Origin of the sequence: Streptomyces sp. NPDC089424 (assembly GCF_044749345.1) — a bacterium.
Lineage (GTDB): Bacteria > Actinomycetota > Actinomycetes > Streptomycetales > Streptomycetaceae > Streptomyces.
The window spans coordinates 373755-395118 of sequence record NZ_JBIVHU010000001.1; the positions used below are offsets into that span (position 1 = coordinate 373755).

The window sequence follows — 21364 nt, forward strand, 5'->3', positions numbered from 1 at the left end:
GCCGGCGCGCGGTCATGGGAACGACACCACCGTCGAGGGCACCGTGGACGTTCCGGACGTCGGCGCCCCCGTGTCGTTGATGACGTGCGCGTACTGCCCGTTGCCGCCGAGCGAGACGACGAGCAGGTTGTGGAAGCGCACGCCCGAACGCACGGGTGCGGCGAAGCCGTGGTGCTGCACGATCGAGGGTGCCACGTTGTAGTAGCAGTAACTGCCCATGCCCCAGCCCTCGTGCGTGGTGACGTTGTCGCCGACGCGGTAGGCGGCGTAGCCCCGGATCGAGCCGTTCTGGACGGCGGCCTGGTTCGGGGCGTCGTACGCCTTCTCGTTCTGGTAGAAGATCGTGCGGCCTCGCTCGCCGAACCACTGCACGTCGTACTTGTTGAAGTGCTCCACGAACAGCCCTGTCGCCAGCACGTCGTGACCGTTCACGACGAGGCCGTAGTCGGCCCGGTTGGTCTCCCAGCCGACGCCGTCGCCGTGGTCGGCGCGCCAGATCCAGGTGTGGTCGATGATCGTGTGCCGGCTGTTGACGACCATGCTGGTGGTGGCCTTGCCGGGGCCCGCGCCGCCGATGCGGATGAAGACGTCCTGCACGCTGATCGGGTTGGCCGAGTGGTCCCGGGAGCTGCCGCTCGGGCCGATCTCCACCAGGGTCGGGGAGTTGACCGGCCCGGCGTCGACCAGGAACCCGGCCAGCCGTACGCCGTCCACGTCGGCGACCTTCACCGCGGTGACGCCGTTGTCCGGGATGACCGTCGCGTAGCCGAGGCCGAGGACGACGGTGCCCGCGCGGTTCACCTGGATCGGCTGGTTCACGTGGTAGATGCCGGGCGTCAGCAGCAGGTTCAGGCCCTCCGACAGGGCCTGGTTGAGGGTGGCGGCGGAGACGCCGGGCTTCGCGACGTAGAACTGGGACAGCGGCAGCGAGGTGCCGCGCGGAGTTCCGTTGCCCCAGGTCACGCCGCGTGCGTTGGTGCGCTTCTCCGGCAGGAAGACGCGGTACTCGCTGCCGTTCAGGTAGAGGAAGGGCTTCTCCCGCGAGACGGGGGTGGTGGTGAGGGTGGTGTACGGCGGGTTCGGGAAGCTCCCGGCGGGCGCGCCCTCGACGCCCGAGAACACCATGTTCCACACCGCGTTGACCCAGCCGCCGACCGCGCTGTCCCGGGTGTACCACTGCTGCTGGGAGTACGGGCCGACCTGGCCGTCGATCCGGCTGTCGGCGATGTAGCCGCCGCTCGCCCAGCCGTAGCCGTTCGGGGCGAGGTTGAGACTGCCGCGCACATGCATACGGCGGAACGGGGCCGCCTGGGAGACCGCCCAGCGGTTGGTGCCGTTGACCGGGACCACGGCCAGGTTCTCCGCGGAGCGCCAGAAGTTCTGGGTGGCGTTGCCGTTGAACCAGCCCGCGTCGACCGTGATGTCGCCGTTGATGGTCGTGTCGTCGGGAGACAGGCCGAGGCCGGATATGGAGGTGTAGAAGCCGATCTGCGCGTTGAGGCCGTGGTAGGTGCCCGGCTTGAACAGCAGCTGGTAGCGGCCGGTGCCGAACTGCGCGGACTCCTGCTGCCGGAAGATCTGGTCGAGCCTGGCCTGGATTCCGGGCGTCGAGGGGTCGAAGACGATGACGTTCGGGCCGAGGTCACCGCCGCCCGGCAGGGCGCGCGGGGACCTGCGGGCGGTGCCGGGCGCCGAGGTCGCGGCGGACGCGGGCATGGCGAGCGAGGCCAGTACGGGGGCGGCGGCAGCGGCGCCGAGAACGGTGCGGCGGCGCACGGCAGAGGGCTCGGGCGTGGCAGGGCCTGTGGGGGCAGGGGACATGGGGGCGACTCTCCTTGTTCGGGAAATGAACGAAACGGAGGTGGGGGAGCGCTCTCTTGGCGTGAATGCTTCAGGCGTGTGAACCAGGCGTCAAGAGGTGCGGCAGCAGTCCGTGACTCCTTTACCGACGGAGCGTCAAATCACCTGCACATACGCCACTTTGGCGGTTTTCCGGGGGTATGAGGCGCACCGGCGCTCCGAGCATTGCATTCAAGAGATGCGGTGAGCAGTCCGCTGATCCTTCTGTCGAATCCCTTGACGCCCTCCTGTCGCGCCCTCAGCATTCCGTGGCGGGAGAGCGCTCTCCCACATCGTTCAGCGACTGTTCCGAGACTCATCGACGAGCTCAGGAGGTCTCCATGCCACGGAGATCGAAAGTCATCTCGGGTGTCCTCATCGCGAGCGCCCTGTTACTGACGTCGCTCGGCGTCGGCGGCATCGCGGCGAGCGACGACGGGGCCGCGCGGGGCGGTAGCGCCGCGCACGCCTCAGGACACACCGGCCACGTCATGTCCCCCTCGGTGGCGTCCTCGCCGGAGGACCCCGACGGTGACGGCTACATCCCCGCGAACCCGCCGGTCACCGGCGTCAGCCCGTCCACGAAGGAGCCGCCGCACCGCTACTTCCACGAGTTCCAGGCCAACTGCTCAGTCAGCCACACCCGGCCCGACGACCCGATCGTGTATCCGCAGCAGCCGGGCAGGTCCCACGACCACACCTTCATGGGCAACACCACCACCGACGCGGCCAGCACCACCGCCTCGCTCGGCGCCGGCCGCACCACGTGCCTGGCTCCCGGCGACCGGTCGGCGTACTGGATGCCGACCATGTACGACGGCGACCGGCCCGTCCTCCCGGTCGGACCGCAGGTCGTCTACTACAAGGCCGGCGTCACCGACTACACGAGCGTGCGTCCCTTCCCCAAGGGCCTGCGGTTCGTCGTCGGCAGCCCGACGCAGAGCGCCGCCGAGTTCCGGAGCCACAAGGGCTTCGTCGAGGGCTGGGAGTGCGGCGACAGCTACTTCAACGTCGAGTTCCCCGCCAACTGCCCCGACCGGGACGACGTCCAGGTCAACATCCGTATGCAGGCGCCCAGTTGCTGGGACGGCAGGTACCTGGACACGCCCGACCACCAGAGCCACATGTCCTACCCGGTGGTCAATCCCGGCACCAACAACAACATCTGCCCGGCCACCCATCCGGTCGCGCTGCCGATGATCGAGTTCAAGATGGCGTTCCCGGTCAACGGCGACCTGTCGCGGGTGCGGCTGGCCAGCGGCCCGGCACACTCGTTCCACTACGACTTCTTCAACGCCTGGGACGAGCGGACGCTCAAGAAGCTGGTGGACCACTGCGTCGTCGGCGCCCTCCAGTGCAACGCCCGCGGCTACGACGAGACCCACCCCGAGGCGGGCGCGGCACTGAACGAGCGCTACGAGCTGCCCTGACCGTCCTCCTTCGACCGTCCGGCCCGGCCGGTCCCGCCCCGCCTCGGCCGGGCCGCCACTTCCCCGACGGGCCGGGGAGACCCGACGGACTCGACGGACTCGACTGGGCCCGGCGGACTCCACGGGGCCCGGCGGAACCTACGGGGCCCGGCGGAACCTACGGAGCCCGGGCGGACCTGACGGACCCGTGGCCCGGCCGGCCTCGCCCTGGCCACGGCCGGGGCGCCACTTCCCCGACGGACCCGGGAGACCCGACGGACTCGACGGGCCCCGGCGGACCAGCGGGCCCGAGGGAACCTACGGAGTCCTGCGGACCGGCGGGCCCGGCGGAACCTAAGGCGCCCGGCGGACCGGCGGACCCGACGGACCCGTGGCCCGGCCGGGCCCGCCCTGGCCACGGCCGGGCCGCCATTCCCCGACGGGCCCAGGAGACCCGACGGACTCGACGGACCCGACGGGCCCCGGCGGACCAGCGGGCCCGGCGGAACCTACGGGGCCCGGCGGAACCTACGGAGCCCGGGCGGACCCGACGGACCCGTGGCCCGGCTGGGCTCGCCCTCGCCTCGGCCGGGGCGCCACTTCCCCGACGGACCCGGGGGACTCGACGGACTCGACGGACTCCACGGGGCCCGGCGGAACCTACCGGGTCCGGCGGAACCTACCGGGTCCGGCGGAACCTACCGGGTCCGGCGGAACCTACCGGGTCCGGCGGAACCTACGGAGCCCGGCGGACCAGCGGGCCCGGGCGGACCGACGGACCCGTGGCCCGGCCGGTCCCGCCCTCGCCTCGGCCGGGCCGCCATTCCCCGACGAGCCCGACGCACCCGACGGCCGACGAGCCCGACGAGCCCGACGAGCCCGACGGACCCGACGGCCGACGAGCCCGACGGCCGACGAGCCCGACGGCCGACGGGCCCGGCGGACCCTACGGGCCTGGGGACCCTCACGCTTCCCCTGCTGCCCCCTCCCCCCCACCACGTCCCCCCATCACCCCACACCGGAGAACCCGCCATGAGCCGAGCCCATCCCCGCGCGCGTCGTCTGGCCGCGCCCCTCACCGCCGGTCTGCTGGCCGCCGGCGCCCTCACCGCCCTGCCCGCCGGCCAGGCGCACGCCGCCGGCAGCGTCGTGAAGGTCACCGGCGGCCAGGGCGCCTGGCAGCTGACCGTGGACGGCAGCCCGTACCAGGTCAAGGGACTGACCTGGGGGCCGTCCGTCGCCGACGCCGGCCGCTACATGCCGGACGTCAGGTCCATGGGCGTCAACACCATCCGCACCTGGGGCACCGACGCGAGCAGCAGACCGCTGCTCGATTCGGCGGCGGCCCACGGCATCAAGGTCGTCGCCGGCTTCTGGCTCCAGCCAGGCGGCGGCCCCGGCAGCGGCGGTTGCGTCAACTACGTGACGGACACGGCGTACAAGAACCAGATGCTCGCCGAGTTCCCGCGCTGGGTGCAGGAGTACAAGGACCACCCGGGCGTCCTCATGTGGAACGTTGGCAACGAGTCCGTGCTCGGTCTGCAGAACTGCTGGAGCGGCGACGAGCTGGAGCGCCAGCGCAACGCCTACACCACCTTCGTCAACGACGTGACCCGAAGGATCCACGCCGTCGATCCCAACCACCCGGTCACCTCGACCGACGCCTGGGTCGGCGCCTGGCCGTACTACAAGCGCAACGCCCCCGACCTCGACCTGTACGCGGTCAACGCCTACGACGCCGTCTGCGACGTCCGGGCCGCCTGGGAGCAGGGCGGCTACACCAAGCCGTACATCGTCACCGAGACCGGGCCGGCCGGGGAGTGGGAGGTGCTCGACGACGCCAACGGCGTCCCGCTGGAGCCCACCGACCGGGCCAAGGCGGACGGCTACACCAGGGCCTGGGACTGCATCACCGGCCACCGGGGCGTGGCGTTGGGCGCGACGATGTTCCACTACGGCACCGAGTACGACTTCGGCGGCATCTGGTTCAACCTGCTGCCCGCCGGCGAGAAGCGGCTGTCGTACTACGCCGTGAAGAGGGCCTACGGCGCGTCCACGGCAGGCGACAACACCCCGCCGGTGATCTCCGAGTTCGGCGTCGAGGGCGACGCGGGACGGGTGCAGGCGGGCCGGGACCTGGTCCTGACCGTACGCGCGAGCGACCCGGACGGGGACGCGTTGTCCTACGAGGTGCTGACCAACGGCAACTACGTCGACCAGAGCAAGCAGTTGACGCCGGTGCCGGTCACGAGCCTCGGCGGCGGGCGCCTCAAGGTCACCGCGCCCGACCGGCCCGGCGTGTGGAAGATCTACGTCAAGGCCACCGACGGCAGGGGCAACGTCGGGGTGGAGACCCGGTCGATCCGGGTGGTGCCGCCCGCCGTCGACGGCACGAACGTGGCCCTCGGCGAACCGGCCACCGCCTCCTCCTACCAGACCGGTTACGGCGACTGCCCCTGTACGCCGGGGAACGCCGTCGACGGCAACTCCGCCACCCGCTGGGCCAGCGACTGGAGCGACCCGCAGTGGATCCAGGTCGACCTGGGCACGCGCACCACGTTCCGGCACGTGCAACTGCACTGGGAGACCTCGTACGCCCGTGCCTACACCCTCGAGACCTCCGACGACGGGGTGAACTGGCGGACGGTGCGCACGGTGACCGACGGCAACGGAGGGGTCGACGACCACGCCGTCTCGGGGACCGGGCGCTATGTGCGGGTCAACGGCACGGCGCGCGGGACGGGTTACGGCTACTCGCTGTACGAGTTCGGCGTCTACAGCTGACCGGCGGACGAGCGGCCGGCCCTCCGGCGGGGGCGCGGCCGCCGTTCCGTACGGCTGATCGAGAAAGGAGCGGGACCAGGTGGGGACGAGCGACGAAGCGGCGGCGGACGACGTCGACCGGCTGCTGGGGAAGCTGACGCCGCACGCCAGGGCATCGCTGCTCAGCGGCGCGACGACCTGGCGGACCAGGGCCGAACCGGCCGTCGGGCTGCGGGAGATGGTGTTGTCGGACGGTCCGGCGGGGGTACGGGGCGAGTCGTGGGACGAGCGGCACACGTCCGTCCTGCTGCCCTCCGCCACGGCGCTCGCCGCCACCTGGGACGAGGCGCTGGTGGAGCGTCTCGGCGGACTGCTCGCCGCCGAGGCGCGCCGCAAGGGTGCCGACGTCCTGCTCGCCCCCACCCTCAATCTGCACCGCAGCCCGCTCGGCGGGCGGCACTTCGAGTGCTTCTCGGAGGACCCCTGCCTCACCGCCCGGATCGGCGCCGCGCTGATCCGGGGGGTGCAGGCGCACGGGGTCGCCGCCACGGCCAAGCACTACGTGGCGAACGACTCCGAGACCGACCGGCTCACCGTGGACGTACGGGTCGGTGAACGCGCCCTGAGGGAGGTGTACCTCGCCCCCTTCGAGGCGGCGGTGGCCGCCGGGGTCCGGCTGGTCATGGCCGGGTACAACGCGGTCAACGGCACGACCATGACCGCGAGCGGGCTGCTCACGGATCCACTGAAGAGCGAGTGGGGCTTCGACGGGGTCGTGGTGTCCGACTGGGGTGCGGTGCGCGGCACGGTGGACACCGCCCGGGCCGGCCTCGACCTCGCCATGCCCGGGCCCGACGGTCCCTGGGGCGAGGCGCTCGCCCGTGCGGTGGCCGAGGGGGAGGTGCCCGAGTCCGCCGTGGCCGACAAGGCGCGCCGGGTGCTGCGCCTGGCCGCTCGCGTCGGCGCCCTGGCGGGGGAGCACCCGCCGGCCGTGCCGCGCCGGGGGACCCGCGAGGTGCGGGCACTGGCACGCCGGGCGGTCACGGCGGGCACGGTCCTGCTGACCAACCGCGGTGTGCTGCCGCTGGACCCGGATCACCTGGGACCCGGCACCTCGCAGGAGCCCCCGGCCCCGGGAGCCCTTGACCGACCGGGCCGCGGTGGGGGCCGGGAGTCGGCGGGCCGCGTGGTCCAGGTGTCGTCAGGCACCCCTGCGCGGGCGCCCGCGCAGGGTCCGCCCACCCTCGCCGTCCTCGGCGCGCACGCCGCGCGCACCCGCACCCAGGGCGGCGGCAGCGCCGGCGTCTTCCCGCAAGCCGAGGTGTCCGTCCTGGACGGCATCCGGGCCGCGCTGCGCGGCCGGGCACGGGTCGTCCACGTACCCGGCCCGCGACCGGAGGGGCCGCCGCCCCCGCTGGACGCGGACACCTGCTCCGACCCGCGCTCCGGGCAGCCCGGCGTGCTGCTGCGCGTGCTCGACGCCGCCGGACGCGAGCTGTACGCCGAACGGCGCAGCGGGGGACGGCTGTTGGAACCGCGCCTGGTGCCCGGCGCGCACACCGTCGAGATCAGCGCGCGGCTGCGCCCCCGCACCGAGGGCCGTTGGACACTGGGCGTCGCCGGGTTCGGCCGGATGCGCCTCGAACTGGACGGCCGGGTCCTGCTCGACGGGGAGTTCCCGCCGCTGACCGACGACCCTGCGGTGGTCCACGTCCATCCGCCCGCCCAGTACGCCACCGCCGAACTCGGCGTCGGACAGGACGCCCTGCTGCTGGCCCGGCGGGAACTCGCGCCCGGCACCGGCCGGGCGACCGTCGTCAGCGCGGCCCCGCCCGCCCCGGACGTCGCACACGCGCTCGCCCGGGCCGCCCGCGCGGCCCGTGAGGCGGACGCGGCCGTCGTGGTCGTCGGCACCACCGCGCACGACGAGTGCGAGGGCCGCGACCGCACCGGCCTGGCGCTGGGCGGCGCCCAGGACGCCCTGGTGCGCGCCGTGGCCGCGGCCAACCCGCGCACCGTGGCCGTGGTCAACAGCGGCGGACCGGTGGAGATGCCCTGGCGCGACGAGGTCGGCGCGCTGCTGCTGGCGTGGTTCCCCGGGCAGGAGGGCGGCGGCGGCCTCGCGGACGTCCTGTTCGGGCGGGCCGAACCGGGCGGACGGCTGCCGACCACCTGGCCTGCCGCCCTGGCGGACGCCCCGGTCACGGCCACCGCCCCCTCCGGCGGCCGGCTCGACTACTCCGAGGGCGTGCACGTCGGCCACCGCGCCTGGCTGCGCGAACGGCGCACGCCCGCCTACTGGTTCGGGCACGGTCTCGGATACACGACCTGGTCGTACGAGGAGCTGACGGCGCCGCCGGTCGCGCCCGCGGGGGAGGACCTCACGGTGCGCGTCCGGCTGCGCAACACCGGAAGCCGCACGGGAAGGGAGGTGGTGCAGGTGTACCTGGCCCGCCCGCAGGGCCGTGTCGCCTACCCGGAGCGCTGGCTCGCCGGGTACGCCCCGGTCCACGCCGGCCCCGGCGAGACGGTGACGGCGACGGTCCGGATCCCGGCACGGGCCCTGAGCCACTGGTCGACCGGCCACGGCGGCTGGCGCACCGAACCGGGCCCCTGCGAGGTCCTCGCGGGCCGCTCGGCGGGCGACCTGCCGCTCGTGGCGGACGTGGAGGTGGCGGCGGGGGAGGCGGACCGCACCCCCGGAGAGCGCTCTACCCCCTGACCCGCTCCCCCCTTTAGGGTGCGGGCATGAGCAGACAGGCCCCGACCCTGGAGGACGTCGCCCGGGAGGCCGGGGTCTCCCGGGCCACCGTGTCCCGGGTCGTCAACGGCGTCCGCAACGTGGACCCCGCCATCCAGGACCTGGTCCGCCGGGCCATCGAACGGACCGGTTACGCCCCCAACCAGGCCGCCCGCTCCCTGGTTACCCGGCGCACCACCACCGTGGCCCTGGTCGTCTCGGGGGCGGGCGACGCCTCGGACGCCGAGCAGGACGCCTTCGCCACGCGGGTGTTCGCCGACCCCTTCTTCGGCCGGGTGGTCGGCGGTGTGGTCGGACACCTGCGGCCGCGCTCGATGCACCCGGTGCTGATGTTCGCGGAGACGCCGAAGGCCCGTCAGGAGGTCGTGACGTATCTGCGCCAGGGCAGCGCGGACGGCGCGCTCGTCGTCTCCACGCACCCGGACGACCCGCTGCCCGCGCTGCTCGCCGACGCCCGGCTGCCGGCGGTCCTGTTCGCCCGGCCCGGACGCCCGGTACCGCTCAGCTATGTCGACCTCGCCCACCGCGACGGTGGCCGGCTCGCCGCCGAGTGCCTGCTCGCCCGGGGGTGCCGCCGCGTCGCCACCGTCGCCGGCCCGCTGGCGGTCGCGGCGAGCCAGGAGCGCCTCGCCGGGTTCCGCGACACCATGGCCCGGCACGGGCATCCGTACCTGCCGGTCGCCGAGGGCGGCTTCACGGTCGACAGCGGGATGGCGGCGATGACCTCGCTGCTGTCCGAACACCCGGATCTGGACGGCGTGTTCACGGCCAACGACCTGATGGCCCAGGGCGCCGTCCAGGTGCTGCGCGAGCACGGGCGCAGGGTCCCGCAGGACGTCGCCGTCGTCGGTTTCGACGACTCCAGCGTGGCCGTCACCTGCCGGCCACGGCTCACCACCGTGCGCCAGCCGGTGGAGGAGATGGCGGCGACGATGGCACGGCTGCTCGACGAGCACATCAGGGGGACGCGCGCCGAACCCACGTCGGTGATCTTCGATCCCGAGCTCGTCGTACGCGACTCGGCCTGACCACCGCCGCTCCGGCGGATCATGACGCCGACGCCGACGGGCTACAGGAGTTGGTGCTCGCTCCGGCGTCCGCGCCGGGCCGAGACCCAACCGTTGCACAACGGCCCCCCGCCCGGTCCTTTCCCAGGTCCGGGCCATAGTCCCAGGTCATCGGCGGCTCGCCCGCCGTTCCCGTCCCTCCGGCAGGCGCCACGGGCGGCCGGGGCCGTCAAGAGACGGTGCCGGACATCTTGACGGGCCTTTCTCTTGAGGTTTAACTCACGTCCTAAATTAAGCCATGAGGGGCTTCGGAGCGTGAACGCGAACGGGCGTCGTGCGCCTCCGGGCCGTCCTCGGACTTCTCGACTCCCGGAAGGGACACCAGGAGCCATGCGCAGCATCCGAGCCGCGGCCGTAGGCGCCGTCACCCTGTCTCTCGCTCTCACCGCCTCGGCCTGCGGAGGCGGTTCCGCCTCGGGCGGCGGGTCCAACGACTCGCCCAAGACGCTGACCTACTGGGCCTCCAACCAGGGCGCCAGCGTCGAGGTCGACAAGAAGGTCCTCCAGCCCGAGCTCGACAAGTTCGAGAAGCAGACCGGCATCAAGGTGGAGCTGGAGGTCGTGCCCTGGTCCGACCTGCTGAACCGGATCCTCACCGCCACCACGTCCGGCCAGGGCCCCGACGTGCTCAACATCGGCAACACCTGGAGCGCCTCCCTCCAGGCCACCGGCGCACTGCTGCCGTGGGACGCGAAGAACCTCGACAAGATCGGCGGCAAGGACCGCTTCGTCGACTCCGCCCTCGGCTCGACCGGCGTCCAGGGACAGGACCCGGCCGCCGTGCCGCTGTACTCGATGGCCTACGCGCTCTACTACAACAAGAAGATGTTCGCCGACGCGGGCATAGAGCAGCCCCCGGCCACCTGGGACGAGCTGGTCGAGACCGGGAAGAAGATCTCCAAGGACGGCAAGTGGGGCCTCGGTGCCGAGGGTTCGAACCTGTCGAACAACATCCACCAGGTCTTTGTCCTCGGCAAGCAGCACGGCGCCGACTTCTTCACCGCCGACGGCAAGCCCGACTTCACCTCCGACGGCGCGGTCGCGGCCGTCAAGCAGTACGTCGACCTGATGGCCGGCGACAAGATCATCGCCCCGGGCAACGCCGAGTACGCGCAGAACCAGTCGCTGAGCGACTTCGCCAAGGGCAAGACGTCGATGGTGCTCTGGCAGACCGCCTCGGCCACCTTCGCCTCCATGGGCATGAAGGAGGACGACTGGGGCGTCGCCCCGGCCCCCGTCCAGTCCGGCGAGCCCGGCACCGGCAAGAACACCAACTCCATGGTCGCCGGCATCAACATCTCGGTGTTCAAGAACTCCGACAACATCGACGGCGCCACCGAGTTCGTGAAGTTCATGACCAGTGACGCCGAGCAGAAGATCCTCAACAAGGCGTACGGCTCCATCCCGCCGGTCAAGGCCGCCCAGTCCGACGCCGCGTTCAACTCCCCGGCCACGGCGGTGCTGCGCGAGACCCTGGCGAGCAGTGCCTCCGCGCTGCCCCAGGTCCCGGACGAGTCCCAGTTCGAGACGGCCGTCGGCACGGCGGTCAAGGAACTGTTCGCCGACGCCGCGGCCGGCCGCGAGGTGACCACGGAGTCGGTGAAGGCGGCGCTCGCCAAGGCCCAGCAGCAGATGCCGACGAAGTGAGCCCGGACACCACCATGACGACCACCACCGCCTCGGCACGGCCCGGTGAGCGGACGGTCGGCAAGAGCTCCCCCGGTGCGGCGCGCGGCCCCCGCCGCCGCACCGGGCGGATCCGCCGGATCGGCCTGCCCTACCTGCTGCTGCTTCCCGCGCTGGCCCTGGAACTCCTCGTCCACCTGGTGCCGATGGTCATCGGCATCGTGATGAGCTTCAAGGAACTGACCCAGTTCTACATCCGGGACTGGAGTCTCGCCCCGTGGACCGGCGTCGACAACTACCGCATGTCGGTGGACTTCGACGCCCCCGTGGGCCAGGCGCTGCTCGACTCGTTCCTCGTCACCTGCGCCTTCACGGTCCTCTCCGTCGGCCTGTGCTGGTTCATCGGCACCGCCGCCGCGATCTGCATGCAGGACACCTTCCGCGGCCGGGGTCTGCTGCGCGCGCTGTTCCTGGTCCCGTACGCGCTGCCCGTCTACGCCGCGGTCATCACCTGGGCGTTCATGTTCCAGCACGACAACGGCCTGGTGAACCACGTCCTGCACGACCAGCTGGGCCTCACCGACAAGCCCTCCTTCTGGCTGATCGGGGACAACAGCTTCATCGCCCTGCTCGTCGTCTCGGTCTGGAAGGGCTGGCCGTTCGCCTTCCTGATCGTGATGGCGGGCCTGCAGAACATCCCGAGGGACCTGTACGAGGCGGCGGCCCTGGACGGCGCCGGCGTCTGGCAGCAGATCCGCCGCATCACCCTGCCCTCGCTGCGCCCGGTCAACCAGGTGCTGGTCCTGGTGCTGTTCCTGTGGACGTTCAACGACTTCAACACGCCGTACGTCCTGTTCGGCAAGGCGGCACCGGCGGCGGCCGACCTGATCTCCATCCACATCTACCAGTCGTCGTTCGTCACCTGGAACTTCGGCGCCGGTTCGGCGATGTCGGTCCTGCTGCTGCTCTTCCTGCTCGTCGTGACGGGCGTGTACCTGCTGCTGACGTCACGTGGCCGGAGGTCCACCCATGTCTAGGTCTCCGATGGCGGCACCCCGCTCCTTCCTGTGGACCCGCCGGATCTTCCTGACCCTGCTCACCGGCTTCGTCCTGCTGCCGGTGTACGTCATGGTCTCCAGCTCCCTGAAGCCGCTCCAGGACGTCTCCAGCTCGTTCCGCTGGCTGCCCAGCGAACTGACCGTCCGCCCGTACATCGACATCTGGTCGACGGTCCCGCTCGCCAAGTACTTCGTGAACTCCCTGGTCGTGGCGGGCGCGGCGACGGTCTGCTCGGTGGTGATCGCCGTCTTCGCCGCCTACGCCGTCAGCCGCTACGACTTCCCCGGCAAGCGCGTCTTTACGGTCACGGTGCTGTCGACGCAGATGTTCCCGGGCATCCTCTTCCTGCTCCCGCTGTTCCTCATCTACGTCAACATCGGCAACGCCACCGGCATCGCCCTGTTCGGCTCGCGGGGCGGACTGATCCTCACCTATCTCACGTTCTCGCTGCCGTTCTCGATCTGGATGCTGATCGGCTACTTCGACTCGGTGCCCCGCGACCTCGACGAGGCGGCGCTGGTGGACGGCTGCGGCCCGCTGCGCGCCCTCGTGCAGGTCGTCGTACCCGCCGCGATCCCCGGCATCGTCGCCGTCGCCGTCTACGCGTTCATGACCGCCTGGGGCGAGGTGCTCTTCGCGTCGGTGATGACCAACGACACCACCCGCACCCTCGCGGTCGGCCTCCAGGGCTACTCCACGCTCAACGACGTGTACTGGAACCAGATCATGGCCGCCTCGCTCGTGGTGAGCGTCCCCGTGGTCGCGGGCTTCCTGCTGCTCCAGCGCTATCTCGTCGCCGGGCTGACGGCCGGGGCCGTCAAGTGACCAACGCACCAGTCTCCGAAAGGACTTCCGTGACCATCGACCTCGCCGCACTCCCGCACGACTTCCTGTGGGGCACGGCCACCTCGGCGTACCAGATCGAGGGAGCCGTGGCGGAGGACGGCCGCTCGCCGTCGATCTGGGACACGTTCTCGCACACCCCCGGCAAGATCGCGGGCGACGACCACGGCGACGTCGCCTGCGACCACTACCACCGCTGGCGCGAGGACATCGGTCTGATGCGCCGGCTCGGCACCAACGCATATCGCCTGTCGATCGCCTGGCCGCGCGTCGTACCGGGCGGCGACGGCCCGGTGAACCCGAAGGGGCTGGCCTTCTACGACGAACTGGTCGACGGTCTGCTGGAGGCGGGCATCACCCCCTCGGTCACGCTCTACCACTGGGACCTGCCCCAGGCGCTCCAGGACCGCGGCGGCTGGCCGGAGCGCGAGACGGCCGAGCACTTCGCGGCGTACGCGTCCGTCGTCGCGGAGCGCCTCGGCGACCGGGTGTCCCACTGGGCCACGCTCAACGAGCCCCTGTGCTCCGCGTGGATCGGTCACCTGGAGGGCAAGATGGCCCCCGGCTGGACGGACCTGACGGCGGCGGTCCGGGCCTCGTACCACCTGCTCCTCGCGCACGGCCTCGGCATGCAGGCCATCAGGGCGGCGGCCCCGCACGCCCAGGTCGGCATCGTCAACAACCTCTCCACGATCCACGCGGCCTCGGACCGGCCGCAGGACCTGGCGGCGGCCCGCCGCATGGACGGCCACACCAACCGCTGGTGGCTGGACCCGGTGCACGGCCGCGGCTTCCCGCAGGACATGCGGGAGGTGTACGGCGTGGAACTCCCCGAACAGCCGGGCGACATGGCGGCCATCGGGGCCGAACTGGACTGGCTGGGCCTGAACTACTACTTCCCGCAGACCGTCGCCGACGACCCGAGCGGCCCCGCGCCCCACGTCAGCACCGTCCGCCTCGACGGCGTCCCGCGCACCGGCATGGACTGGGAGATCGACGCGAGCGGCATCGAGGAACTGCTGCTGCGCCTGACGCGGGAGTACGGGCCGCGCAAGCTGTACGTCACGGAGAACGGCTCCTCCTTCCCGGACGTGGTGCGCCCCGACGGCACGATCGACGACCCGGAGCGCCAGGCCTACCTGGTCCAGCACCTGGCGGCGTGCGCGTCGGCGGCCCGCAAGGGGGCGCCGCTGGCGGGGTACTTCGCCTGGTCGCTGCTGGACAACTTCGAGTGGGCGTACGGCTACGACAAGCGGTTCGGGCTGGTCCACGTGGACTACGCGACCCAGGTCCGCACGATCAAGGGTGCCGGCCACCGGTACGCGGAGATCGTCCGCGACCACCGGGGCCGGGCGCGCGAGGCGGCGTAGCGGCACCGGCGGGTCGGGAAGACCCCGTGGTGGGCGCGGTCGCGGGAGTCCGCGTCCACCACGGCTGCACGGCTGCACGACTGGAACGACTGCACGCACGTGTCAGGTATGCCCGAAGGTATGTCAGGTGCACGACAACCTTGCCAAGGAGACCCGCATGCAGCTCCGCACCCCCCGCACCCCCCGTGTCCTCGTGACCGCGTTGACGGCCGTCGCCCTGCTCTGCGCCGGACCAGGACTCACCGCACCGGCCGCCGCCGGGCCCTCGGCCGCGGCGGCCTGGGACACCGACCGGGCCGCTTCCGCCTACGCGGCAGCCCCGTCCTCCGTCACGGCCTCCGGCAGCGAGAACGGAGGCACCGCCCCGGGCCTCGCCTTCGACGGCAACGGCGGCACCCGCTGGTCGAGCGACTTCGCCGACGACGCCTGGATCCGCGTCGACCTCGGCTCGACGATCCGCGTCGACCGGGTCGTCCTCGACTGGGAGGCGGCGTACGGCAAGCGGTACGTCCTGGAGGCCTCACGCAACGGCACCGACTGGACCCCGTTCTACACGGAGACGGCCGGCACGGGCGGCTCGGTCACGGCCCACACGTACCCGCAGGAAGTGACGGCCCGCTACGTCCGCATGCGCGGCGTCGAGCGCGCCACCGCCTGGGGCTACTCCCTGTTCTCCTTCAAGGTCTACGGCGGCGAACCGGCCCCCGCCTCCACCACGCGCACCAACCTGGCCCTCCACCACCCGGCCTACGCGAACTTCTACCAGCACGCGGGCAACTCACCCGCCTTCGTCACGGACGGCGGATGGCCCGCCGACCTGAAGGCGGACGTCAGCCGCTGGGCCGGCGACTGGAACGCGAGCCGCTGGGTCTCGGTCGACCTCGGCGCGACATCGACCATCGACACCGTCGACCTCTACTGGGAGGCCGCCTACGCCGTCGACTACGAGCTCCAGGTCTCGGACGACAACCGCACCTGGCGCACGGTGTACCGCCCCACGGCCGCCGAGGTCGCGGCCCGCCGCGCGGACGTGAAGTCCCCGGGCGAGGCGACCGGCCGCCACGACTCGGTCCGTCTCCCCTCGCCCGCCACCGGCCGCTACGTGCGCATGCTCGGCAAGGAACGCCGCTCGTTCCACAACCCCGCCCCGCACACGGCCCAGTTCGGCTACTCCCTCTACGAGTTCCAGGTCTGGGGCACGGGCGGCTCGGCCGCCGCGGCGTACCCGGCGCTGCCGGGCGACCCGTCCGGCGCGTACCGCACCACCTTCTTCGACGACTTCACGTCGGCCTCGCTGGACCGCGCCAAGTGGCGGGTGGTCCGTACGGGCACGGAGATGGGCCCGGTGAACGGCGAGTCCCAGGCGTACGTCGACTCCCCGGACACCGTCCGCCAGGAGAACGGCGCGCTGGTGCTGCGGGCCAAGTACTGCAAGGGCTGCACCCAGGCGGGCGGCGGCACCTACGACTTCACCTCCGGCCGCATCGACACCCACACCAGGTTCGACTTCACGTACGGCAGGGTGAGCGCCCGTATGAAGCTCCCCATCGGCGACGGCTTCTGGCCCGCCTTCTGGCTGCTGGGCAGCAACGTCGACGACCCCACGGTCTCCTGGCCCGCCTCCGGCGAGACCGACATCATGGAGAACGTCGGCTACGCGGACTGGACCAGCACCGCCCTGCACGGCCCCGGCTACTCCGCCGACGGCAACATCGGTGCCCGGCAGGTGTATCCGAACGGCGGCCGCGCCGACCAGTGGCACACCTACGCGGTGGAGTGGACGCCGACCGGCATGAAGTTCTTCGTCGACGACCGCCTGGTCCAGGAGACGAGCCGCAACAAGCTGGAGTCGACGCGCGGCCAGTGGGTCTTCGACCACCACCAGTACGTCATCCTGAACCTCGCCCTCGGCGGCGCCTACCCCGCCGGCTGGAACCAGGTCACCACCCCCTACTGGGGCCTGCCCCAGTCGAGCGTGGACCGGATCGCGGGCGGGGGAGTGCAGGCGGAGGTGGACTGGGTCCGCGTGGAGCAGAAGGGCTGAGCGACCGGGCGGGAGACGGGGCGTCGGTGGCCGACGGTCCGTCTCCCGCCCGGCCCCGTTCGATGGCACCATGCTCCACAGCCGCTTCGTCGATCTGTCCGGGCAGCAGCGAGGCACACCGCAGGGAGCCGCCGTGATCACGACCGTGACCGCCGTCCTGACCCCCCTTCGTTCCCGAGTCCTGCTCGTTCTCGCCGTGCTGCTGGCGACCGTCGCGCCGGCCGCGCCGACGCTCGCCACCGCACCCGTTCCCGCGCCGGCCGGCGCCGCGCACTCCGCGGGCGCCGAGGTCGTGGCGGTCACCCAGGTCGCGGACCGGCAGGTCGACCTGTCGGTGCGGTCGACCGCCCTGGGGGGCCGCACCGTGAAGGTGCGCCTCCTCACCCCCGACGGCTGGAACCCCGACGACCGGCGCCGCCACTGGCCGACTCTCTGGCTGCTGCACGGCTGCTGCGGGGACTACACGTCATGGACCCGCATGACCGACGTCGCCGAGACCGACAGCCTGCGCGACGTCCTGGTGGTGATGCCGGAGGCCGGCTGGAACGGCTGGTACACCGACTGGTGGAACCACGGCGAGGGCGGCGACCCCGCGTGGGAGACCTTCCACACGGTGGAACTGCGACGGCTCCTGGAGAGCGACTGGGGCGCCGGCCGCGACCGCGTCGTCGCCGGCCTGTCGATGGGCGGCCAGGGCGCCCTGCTCTACGCCGCCCGGCACCCGGGCATGTTCAAGGCGACCGCCGCGTACTCCGGTTCGGCGCACCCGCTGCTCAACCAGGAGTCGGTCGACCGGATCATGGGCCTGTTCGCCGGCCAGGGCAACGACCCCCTGCGGATCTGGGGCGACCCGGTGGCCCAGCGCCGCATCTGGCAGTCCCACGACCCGTACCACCTGGCGAAGCGCCTCAAGTCCCTGCCCGTCTACCTCTCCTGCGGCGACGGCACCGCGGGCCCCCTCGACCCCCCGGGCGCGACGAACCCCCTGGAGGCCGACTTCAACCGCCAGAACCACGCCCTGGCCGCCGAACTGAAGCGCGTCGGCGCCCGGCACGTCACCACCCACTTCTACGGCCCCGGCACCCACACCTGGGCCTACTGGCAACGCGAACTCCACGCCTCACTGCCCCTACTGCTCACCGCCCTGAACACCGACGACTGACCCCGGCCGGCCCGCGGGTCGCAAGTCCTGGTGCCGGCGCGCCCTCGGTCACCAGGAGGACGGAGGCGAGGTGCGGGTACCACGGCAGGAAGCCGCCCGCTCTCGATCGCCTGCTGCGGCAGTGACTCCTCGCACGATGCCTTGTCGTGGCCCATGTGTCAGGGCAGATCACGCGACGAACAGCCGCGCCGGACGGACGTCGGGCCGGGCGGGGGAGTGGCGTGCGAGCGGTGATGCATGACGGGGTCAGCCGCGGCGGCACCGCTCCCGGAGCTCCGCGAGGACGGCCTTCTCGCGGGAGTCGACGTCACCGTCCACGGTGGCGACCAGCTCCGCGGCGTCGACGACATCATCGAGGTCGCCCGGCTCGGCCTCCACGCGCCTCCAGACCTCGTCCGGGTTGATGTCGACGACGTGCGCGAGCTGCTCGTCGACCACCTCGTGCCGCTCCCGGACCAGCCTCACCAGGTGACGCATCAGCAGCGCCTCGTCGTCGGCGATCTTGGTGTTCGCCCTGATGACGAGCCATGCGACCCACAGCATCAACTGCGGGTGCCGACTGCGCCCGCTCAACGCTTCGGCGAGTTCGATCACCCGCGCCTCGTTCCGGAACACGGCGCGTGCGTGCCTGCCCGCGAGCAGCGTGGTGTAGCGGTTCAGCAGGACGGCGAGGGGGACGCCGACCAGGGGAATACCGATCTTGATGACGTTGCGCTGCAGGAGGTGCTTTCCGACGACGGGGAGCGCTTTCCCGGCCGTGAGTACCGATCCTGAGTAGAAGCGCTTGACCAACGGTCGCACCAGGGCGGGGACCGCTTTGACCACGGTCTTGTTGGCCGCTTCCCCGCTCTTGATGGTGAAGGCCACGCGGATGAGCTTCCACAGGTCCTCGGGGTCGTTCACATCGAGCGGGACCCGGTAGAGCACGGAGACGTCGTAGGCCAGGCGGAGCTGGAGCTGGGTGATGAACGCGACGTCGACCATCATGGTCGCCACGGCCGCGGGGACGGTCGCCGCCGAGGCACCCCCGAGGCTTCCGATGGTGGCGGCGACGGTCGCCGTGTAGGCCCCTGCGGAGAGCCCGCCTTCGAGGGCGGCGTAGCGAGCCGCCATCTTGATCCGCTGGTCGACGACGGCGTCCGCGGGCACGCCCGCGTACCGGTCCTGGAAGTACTGCCAGTCGACCTTCTCGGTGTACGAGTTCATGGCATGAGCGGCGAGCTTGGTGAACCAGTTGCCCGACTTGATGTCGTCCGCGCTCAGGCCCTTGACGAAGTCCTTGATCGCCGCCTGCTCCTGCTCGACGACCTTCCGGTCGGCGGAGTCGTCGGCCTCGTCCGTGTCGGTGTCGGCGGCGTGCGTCGGCGCGTCTGTCATGGCGCGTTCCCCCAGACTCTTCCGCGGCCGGCCGAGCTGTGGGGCGCGGGCCCCGGGTGCCGTCTCCGCGCGTTGATTCGGCGAGCGGCGAAACGGCCACTCTGCCCTCCCCTTGAGGCGCAACCCTAGCGCCTCGTCACGGGACAGGCGCCGCCTTCAGACACGGGGCGCGGGTGCACAGGCGAGCGCTGTGCGCGTGTGGGAGGGCGCCTGTACGCGGCACGAGGGAACCGCGCGAAGCGACGTCACGGCGAGGACATGGTCGCGTGTGCGGAACCCCGGTGCGGTCGCGTCAGTTGGCCAAGGCGACGCGTTCGACGTGGCCCGTCTTCACGCTGGCTATGTCGGACAGATCCCTGCCGTCCTCCAGCGTGCTGTACTCGTTGAACTCGCCCTCGTCCGAATCGGTCTTGCCGGGTTCCACATGCGTGGCGCCGATGTAGGTCTGCGCCACGAACTCCCCGTCCTTGTCGAAGGCGTTGACGACGACCGAGTAGTTGGCGGGGTCGTCCCCGTCGTTCGTGATCTTGTACGCGAACTCGTAGGTCTCCGTGGCCGGGTCGCAGTCGTTGTACGTGAACTCGTCGGTGTCGTCGCAGCCGCCGAGGTCGGAGGGGTCCTCCTTGACGACGGACTTGCCGCCCAGGATCTCGACGTGCGCCATGGCGTTTCCGTCGTCCTTCGACTTCAGCACCCACCAGGTGGCGCCACCACCGGCCAGCAGCCCGGCGACAACGCTGCAGGCGACGGCGACCGTGATGAGGAGGCCCCGGCCGCGTTGCCGGGGAGCCGAGGGGCCGGGCTGCCAGTGAGCGGCCTGCGGCGCGGGCGGGTACGGCGGCGGCGGTGGGGGCGTCGGGACCGGTCTGTCGGAGGTGCTGTCGGCCATGGCGGGGGACTCCCATCGGGACGATGCGCGCGGACGCGGGCACGGGCGAGCCTTGGTCGGAGCTGTGAAGCGGTCAGGTCGGGCCTGTCGCGCTGTGTCTGTGCCCTGCCCACGTGCGGTCGTGGTCGGACGACAGCCGTTGCGGCCGTCGGCCGTGCCGCGATGAGACCGGACGTGAGGCAGGCAGCCTCGAACATGCTAGCGGTGGTCCGTGCCGACGGACTCCGCCAGGTGACAGGCTCGCGTCGGCGATCCCGCCCCGCACGCCGCGTCGGCCATGACCGGCCGCGCTTTCACCCGGCGATCGGCTCCAGAACCCGCCCCGCCTGCTCGGCTCGCACGCCCTGCGCCGCCTCGCCGACCGTCCCGGAAGGCGCCTCCACGGCCCGCTCCGGGCCCACCGGCGACGCCTCTTCGGTCGGAGCCCCGGCCGGCCGTGCGTCCCGGGACGTCCGCCACAGCCACAGCACGTCGCGGCCGAAGGACCACATCAGCAGGCCCAGCGCCAGCCCCACGACCGCCGCGTTGGCCGCCCACGGGAGCAGGTCCGCGCCCGCCGCGAGGAGGAAGACCCCTTGCGCCGCGGCCACCGTCTTGCGGGCCGTGCTGGGCGGCAGGGGGGCGTTCAGCCACGGCTGGAAGCGGGCCGCGGCGACGAACGCGTAGCGCATGCCGCCGATCAGCAGCACCCACGGACCCAGCGACATCGAGACGTAGACGCTCAGGACGAGGATGAGGAACGCGTCGACCTCCATGTCGAAGCGTGCCCCGAGCGCCGACGACGTGCCCGTGCGCCGCGCGACCTTCCCGTCCACCCCGTCGAGGATCAGCGCCACCGACGTCAGGGCGACCAGCAGCGTGACCGGCGGCGCGCTCTCGAAGGAGTCGGCGACCAGCGCGGTCACCCCGCCGACCAGCGTGGCCCGGCCGAGGGTGACCCGGTTGGCCGGGCCGAACGACCTCAGTCCGGACCGGTGCAGGGCCCGCGAGAGCACCGCCCAGCTGGCGATCGCGAAGGCGAGCCCGGTGAGCCAGCCCGCCGGTCCCAGTCCGATCGCCGATCCGAGCACGGCCAGCAGCAGGACCTGCACGCCCGCGCCCACCGCGGTCTCCTGCTGGACCAGCCTCGCGTCAAAAGTGTTGTTCAGGGCCACC

At 72.0% G+C, this 21364-nt stretch carries 14 protein-coding genes; 10 read left to right on the forward strand and 4 right to left on the reverse strand.

The features are described 5' to 3' along the window. Positions 1 to 12 precede the first annotated feature (12 nt). The gene (locus ACIP2X_RS01545) at positions 13 to 1821 is read right to left on the reverse strand and encodes a coagulation factor 5/8 type domain-containing protein (RefSeq protein WP_401666041.1); all 1809 of its coding nucleotides are present in this window, start codon (positions 1819 to 1821) and stop codon (positions 13 to 15) included. A gap of 359 nt (positions 1822 to 2180) precedes the next feature. Here ACIP2X_RS01545 and ACIP2X_RS01550 point away from each other — a divergent pair, with 359 nt between their 5' ends. From ACIP2X_RS01550 to ACIP2X_RS01595, 10 genes are all read left to right on the forward strand, one after another. Beyond that, positions 2181 to 3269, forward strand: coding sequence for a DUF1996 domain-containing protein (locus tag ACIP2X_RS01550; protein ID WP_401666043.1), 1089 nt, complete (start codon positions 2181 to 2183; stop codon positions 3267 to 3269). 1011 nt (positions 3270 to 4280) lie between these two features. After that, positions 4281 to 6032, forward strand: a complete 1752-nt coding sequence (locus ACIP2X_RS01555; protein WP_401666045.1) for a discoidin domain-containing protein — start codon at positions 4281 to 4283, stop codon at positions 6030 to 6032. Positions 6033 to 6111: 79 nt separating this feature from the next. Next, on the forward strand, positions 6112 to 8733 hold the full coding sequence (locus ACIP2X_RS01560; RefSeq protein ID WP_401666047.1) for a glycoside hydrolase family 3 C-terminal domain-containing protein: 2622 nt from the start codon (positions 6112 to 6114) through the stop codon (positions 8731 to 8733). Between the two features lie 26 nt (positions 8734 to 8759). Then, a complete protein-coding gene (locus tag ACIP2X_RS01565; RefSeq protein WP_401666049.1) occupies positions 8760 to 9800 on the forward strand; it encodes a LacI family DNA-binding transcriptional regulator in 1041 nt (346 codons plus the stop codon). A 369-nt stretch (positions 9801 to 10169) separates the two neighbouring features. Further along, positions 10170 to 11486, forward strand: a complete 1317-nt coding sequence (locus ACIP2X_RS01570) for an ABC transporter substrate-binding protein (protein ID WP_401666051.1) — start codon at positions 10170 to 10172, stop codon at positions 11484 to 11486. A gap of 14 nt (positions 11487 to 11500) precedes the next feature. Continuing rightward, complete coding sequence (locus ACIP2X_RS01575) at positions 11501 to 12502, forward strand: carbohydrate ABC transporter permease (protein WP_401666053.1); 1002 nt, start codon at positions 11501 to 11503, stop codon at positions 12500 to 12502. A gap of 7 nt (positions 12503 to 12509) precedes the next feature. Beyond that, the gene (locus tag ACIP2X_RS01580) at positions 12510 to 13349 is read left to right on the forward strand and encodes a carbohydrate ABC transporter permease (RefSeq protein ID WP_401668769.1); all 840 of its coding nucleotides are present in this window, start codon (positions 12510 to 12512) and stop codon (positions 13347 to 13349) included. A gap of 29 nt (positions 13350 to 13378) precedes the next feature. Continuing rightward, complete coding sequence (locus ACIP2X_RS01585; protein WP_401666056.1) at positions 13379 to 14737, forward strand: GH1 family beta-glucosidase; 1359 nt, start codon at positions 13379 to 13381, stop codon at positions 14735 to 14737. Positions 14738 to 14894: 157 nt separating this feature from the next. Next, the gene (locus tag ACIP2X_RS01590; RefSeq protein WP_401668772.1) at positions 14895 to 16781 is read left to right on the forward strand and encodes a discoidin domain-containing protein; all 1887 of its coding nucleotides are present in this window, start codon (positions 14895 to 14897) and stop codon (positions 16779 to 16781) included. Between the two features lie 70 nt (positions 16782 to 16851). After that, positions 16852 to 17943, forward strand: coding sequence for an alpha/beta hydrolase (locus tag ACIP2X_RS01595; RefSeq protein WP_401666059.1), 1092 nt, complete (start codon positions 16852 to 16854; stop codon positions 17941 to 17943). Between the two features lie 246 nt (positions 17944 to 18189). On the opposite strand, the gene ACIP2X_RS01600 is transcribed toward ACIP2X_RS01595, so the two are convergent. From ACIP2X_RS01600 to ACIP2X_RS01610, 3 genes are all read right to left on the reverse strand, one after another. Beyond that, positions 18190 to 19320: a hypothetical protein gene (locus tag ACIP2X_RS01600; RefSeq protein WP_401666061.1), complete on the reverse strand. Its 1131-nt coding sequence runs from the start codon at positions 19318 to 19320 to the stop codon at positions 18190 to 18192. 292 nt (positions 19321 to 19612) lie between these two features. Continuing rightward, positions 19613 to 20209 (reverse strand): hypothetical protein, encoded by a 597-nt coding sequence (locus ACIP2X_RS01605; protein ID WP_401666063.1) that lies wholly within the window; start codon positions 20207 to 20209, stop codon positions 19613 to 19615. 293 nt (positions 20210 to 20502) lie between these two features. Beyond that, positions 20503 to 21363 (reverse strand): CDP-alcohol phosphatidyltransferase family protein, encoded by an 861-nt coding sequence (locus ACIP2X_RS01610; protein ID WP_401666065.1) that lies wholly within the window; start codon positions 21361 to 21363, stop codon positions 20503 to 20505. Position 21364 lies beyond the last annotated feature (1 nt).

What these genes read in the sequence shown, in the direction of transcription:
- ACIP2X_RS01550 (WP_401666043.1), top strand. Translation starts at nt 2,181, where the DNA reads ATGCCACGGAGATCGAAAGTCATCTCGGGTGTCCTCATCGCGAGCGCC.
- ACIP2X_RS01605 (WP_401666063.1), bottom strand. Translation starts at nt 20,209, where the DNA reads ATGGCCGACAGCACCTCCGACAGACCGGTCCCGACGCCCCCACCGCCG.
- ACIP2X_RS01575 (WP_401666053.1), top strand. Translation starts at nt 11,501, where the DNA reads ATGACGACCACCACCGCCTCGGCACGGCCCGGTGAGCGGACGGTCGGC.
- ACIP2X_RS01600 (WP_401666061.1), bottom strand. Translation starts at nt 19,320, where the DNA reads ATGACAGACGCGCCGACGCACGCCGCCGACACCGACACGGACGAGGCC.
- ACIP2X_RS01545 (WP_401666041.1), bottom strand. Translation starts at nt 1,821, where the DNA reads ATGTCCCCTGCCCCCACAGGCCCTGCCACGCCCGAGCCCTCTGCCGTG.
- ACIP2X_RS01580 (WP_401668769.1), top strand. Translation starts at nt 12,510, where the DNA reads ATGGCGGCACCCCGCTCCTTCCTGTGGACCCGCCGGATCTTCCTGACC.
- ACIP2X_RS01565 (WP_401666049.1), top strand. Translation starts at nt 8,760, where the DNA reads ATGAGCAGACAGGCCCCGACCCTGGAGGACGTCGCCCGGGAGGCCGGG.
- ACIP2X_RS01570 (WP_401666051.1), top strand. Translation starts at nt 10,170, where the DNA reads ATGCGCAGCATCCGAGCCGCGGCCGTAGGCGCCGTCACCCTGTCTCTC.
- ACIP2X_RS01555 (WP_401666045.1), top strand. Translation starts at nt 4,281, where the DNA reads ATGAGCCGAGCCCATCCCCGCGCGCGTCGTCTGGCCGCGCCCCTCACC.
- ACIP2X_RS01595 (WP_401666059.1), top strand. Translation starts at nt 16,852, where the DNA reads ATGCTCCACAGCCGCTTCGTCGATCTGTCCGGGCAGCAGCGAGGCACA.
- ACIP2X_RS01590 (WP_401668772.1), top strand. Translation starts at nt 14,895, where the DNA reads ATGCAGCTCCGCACCCCCCGCACCCCCCGTGTCCTCGTGACCGCGTTG.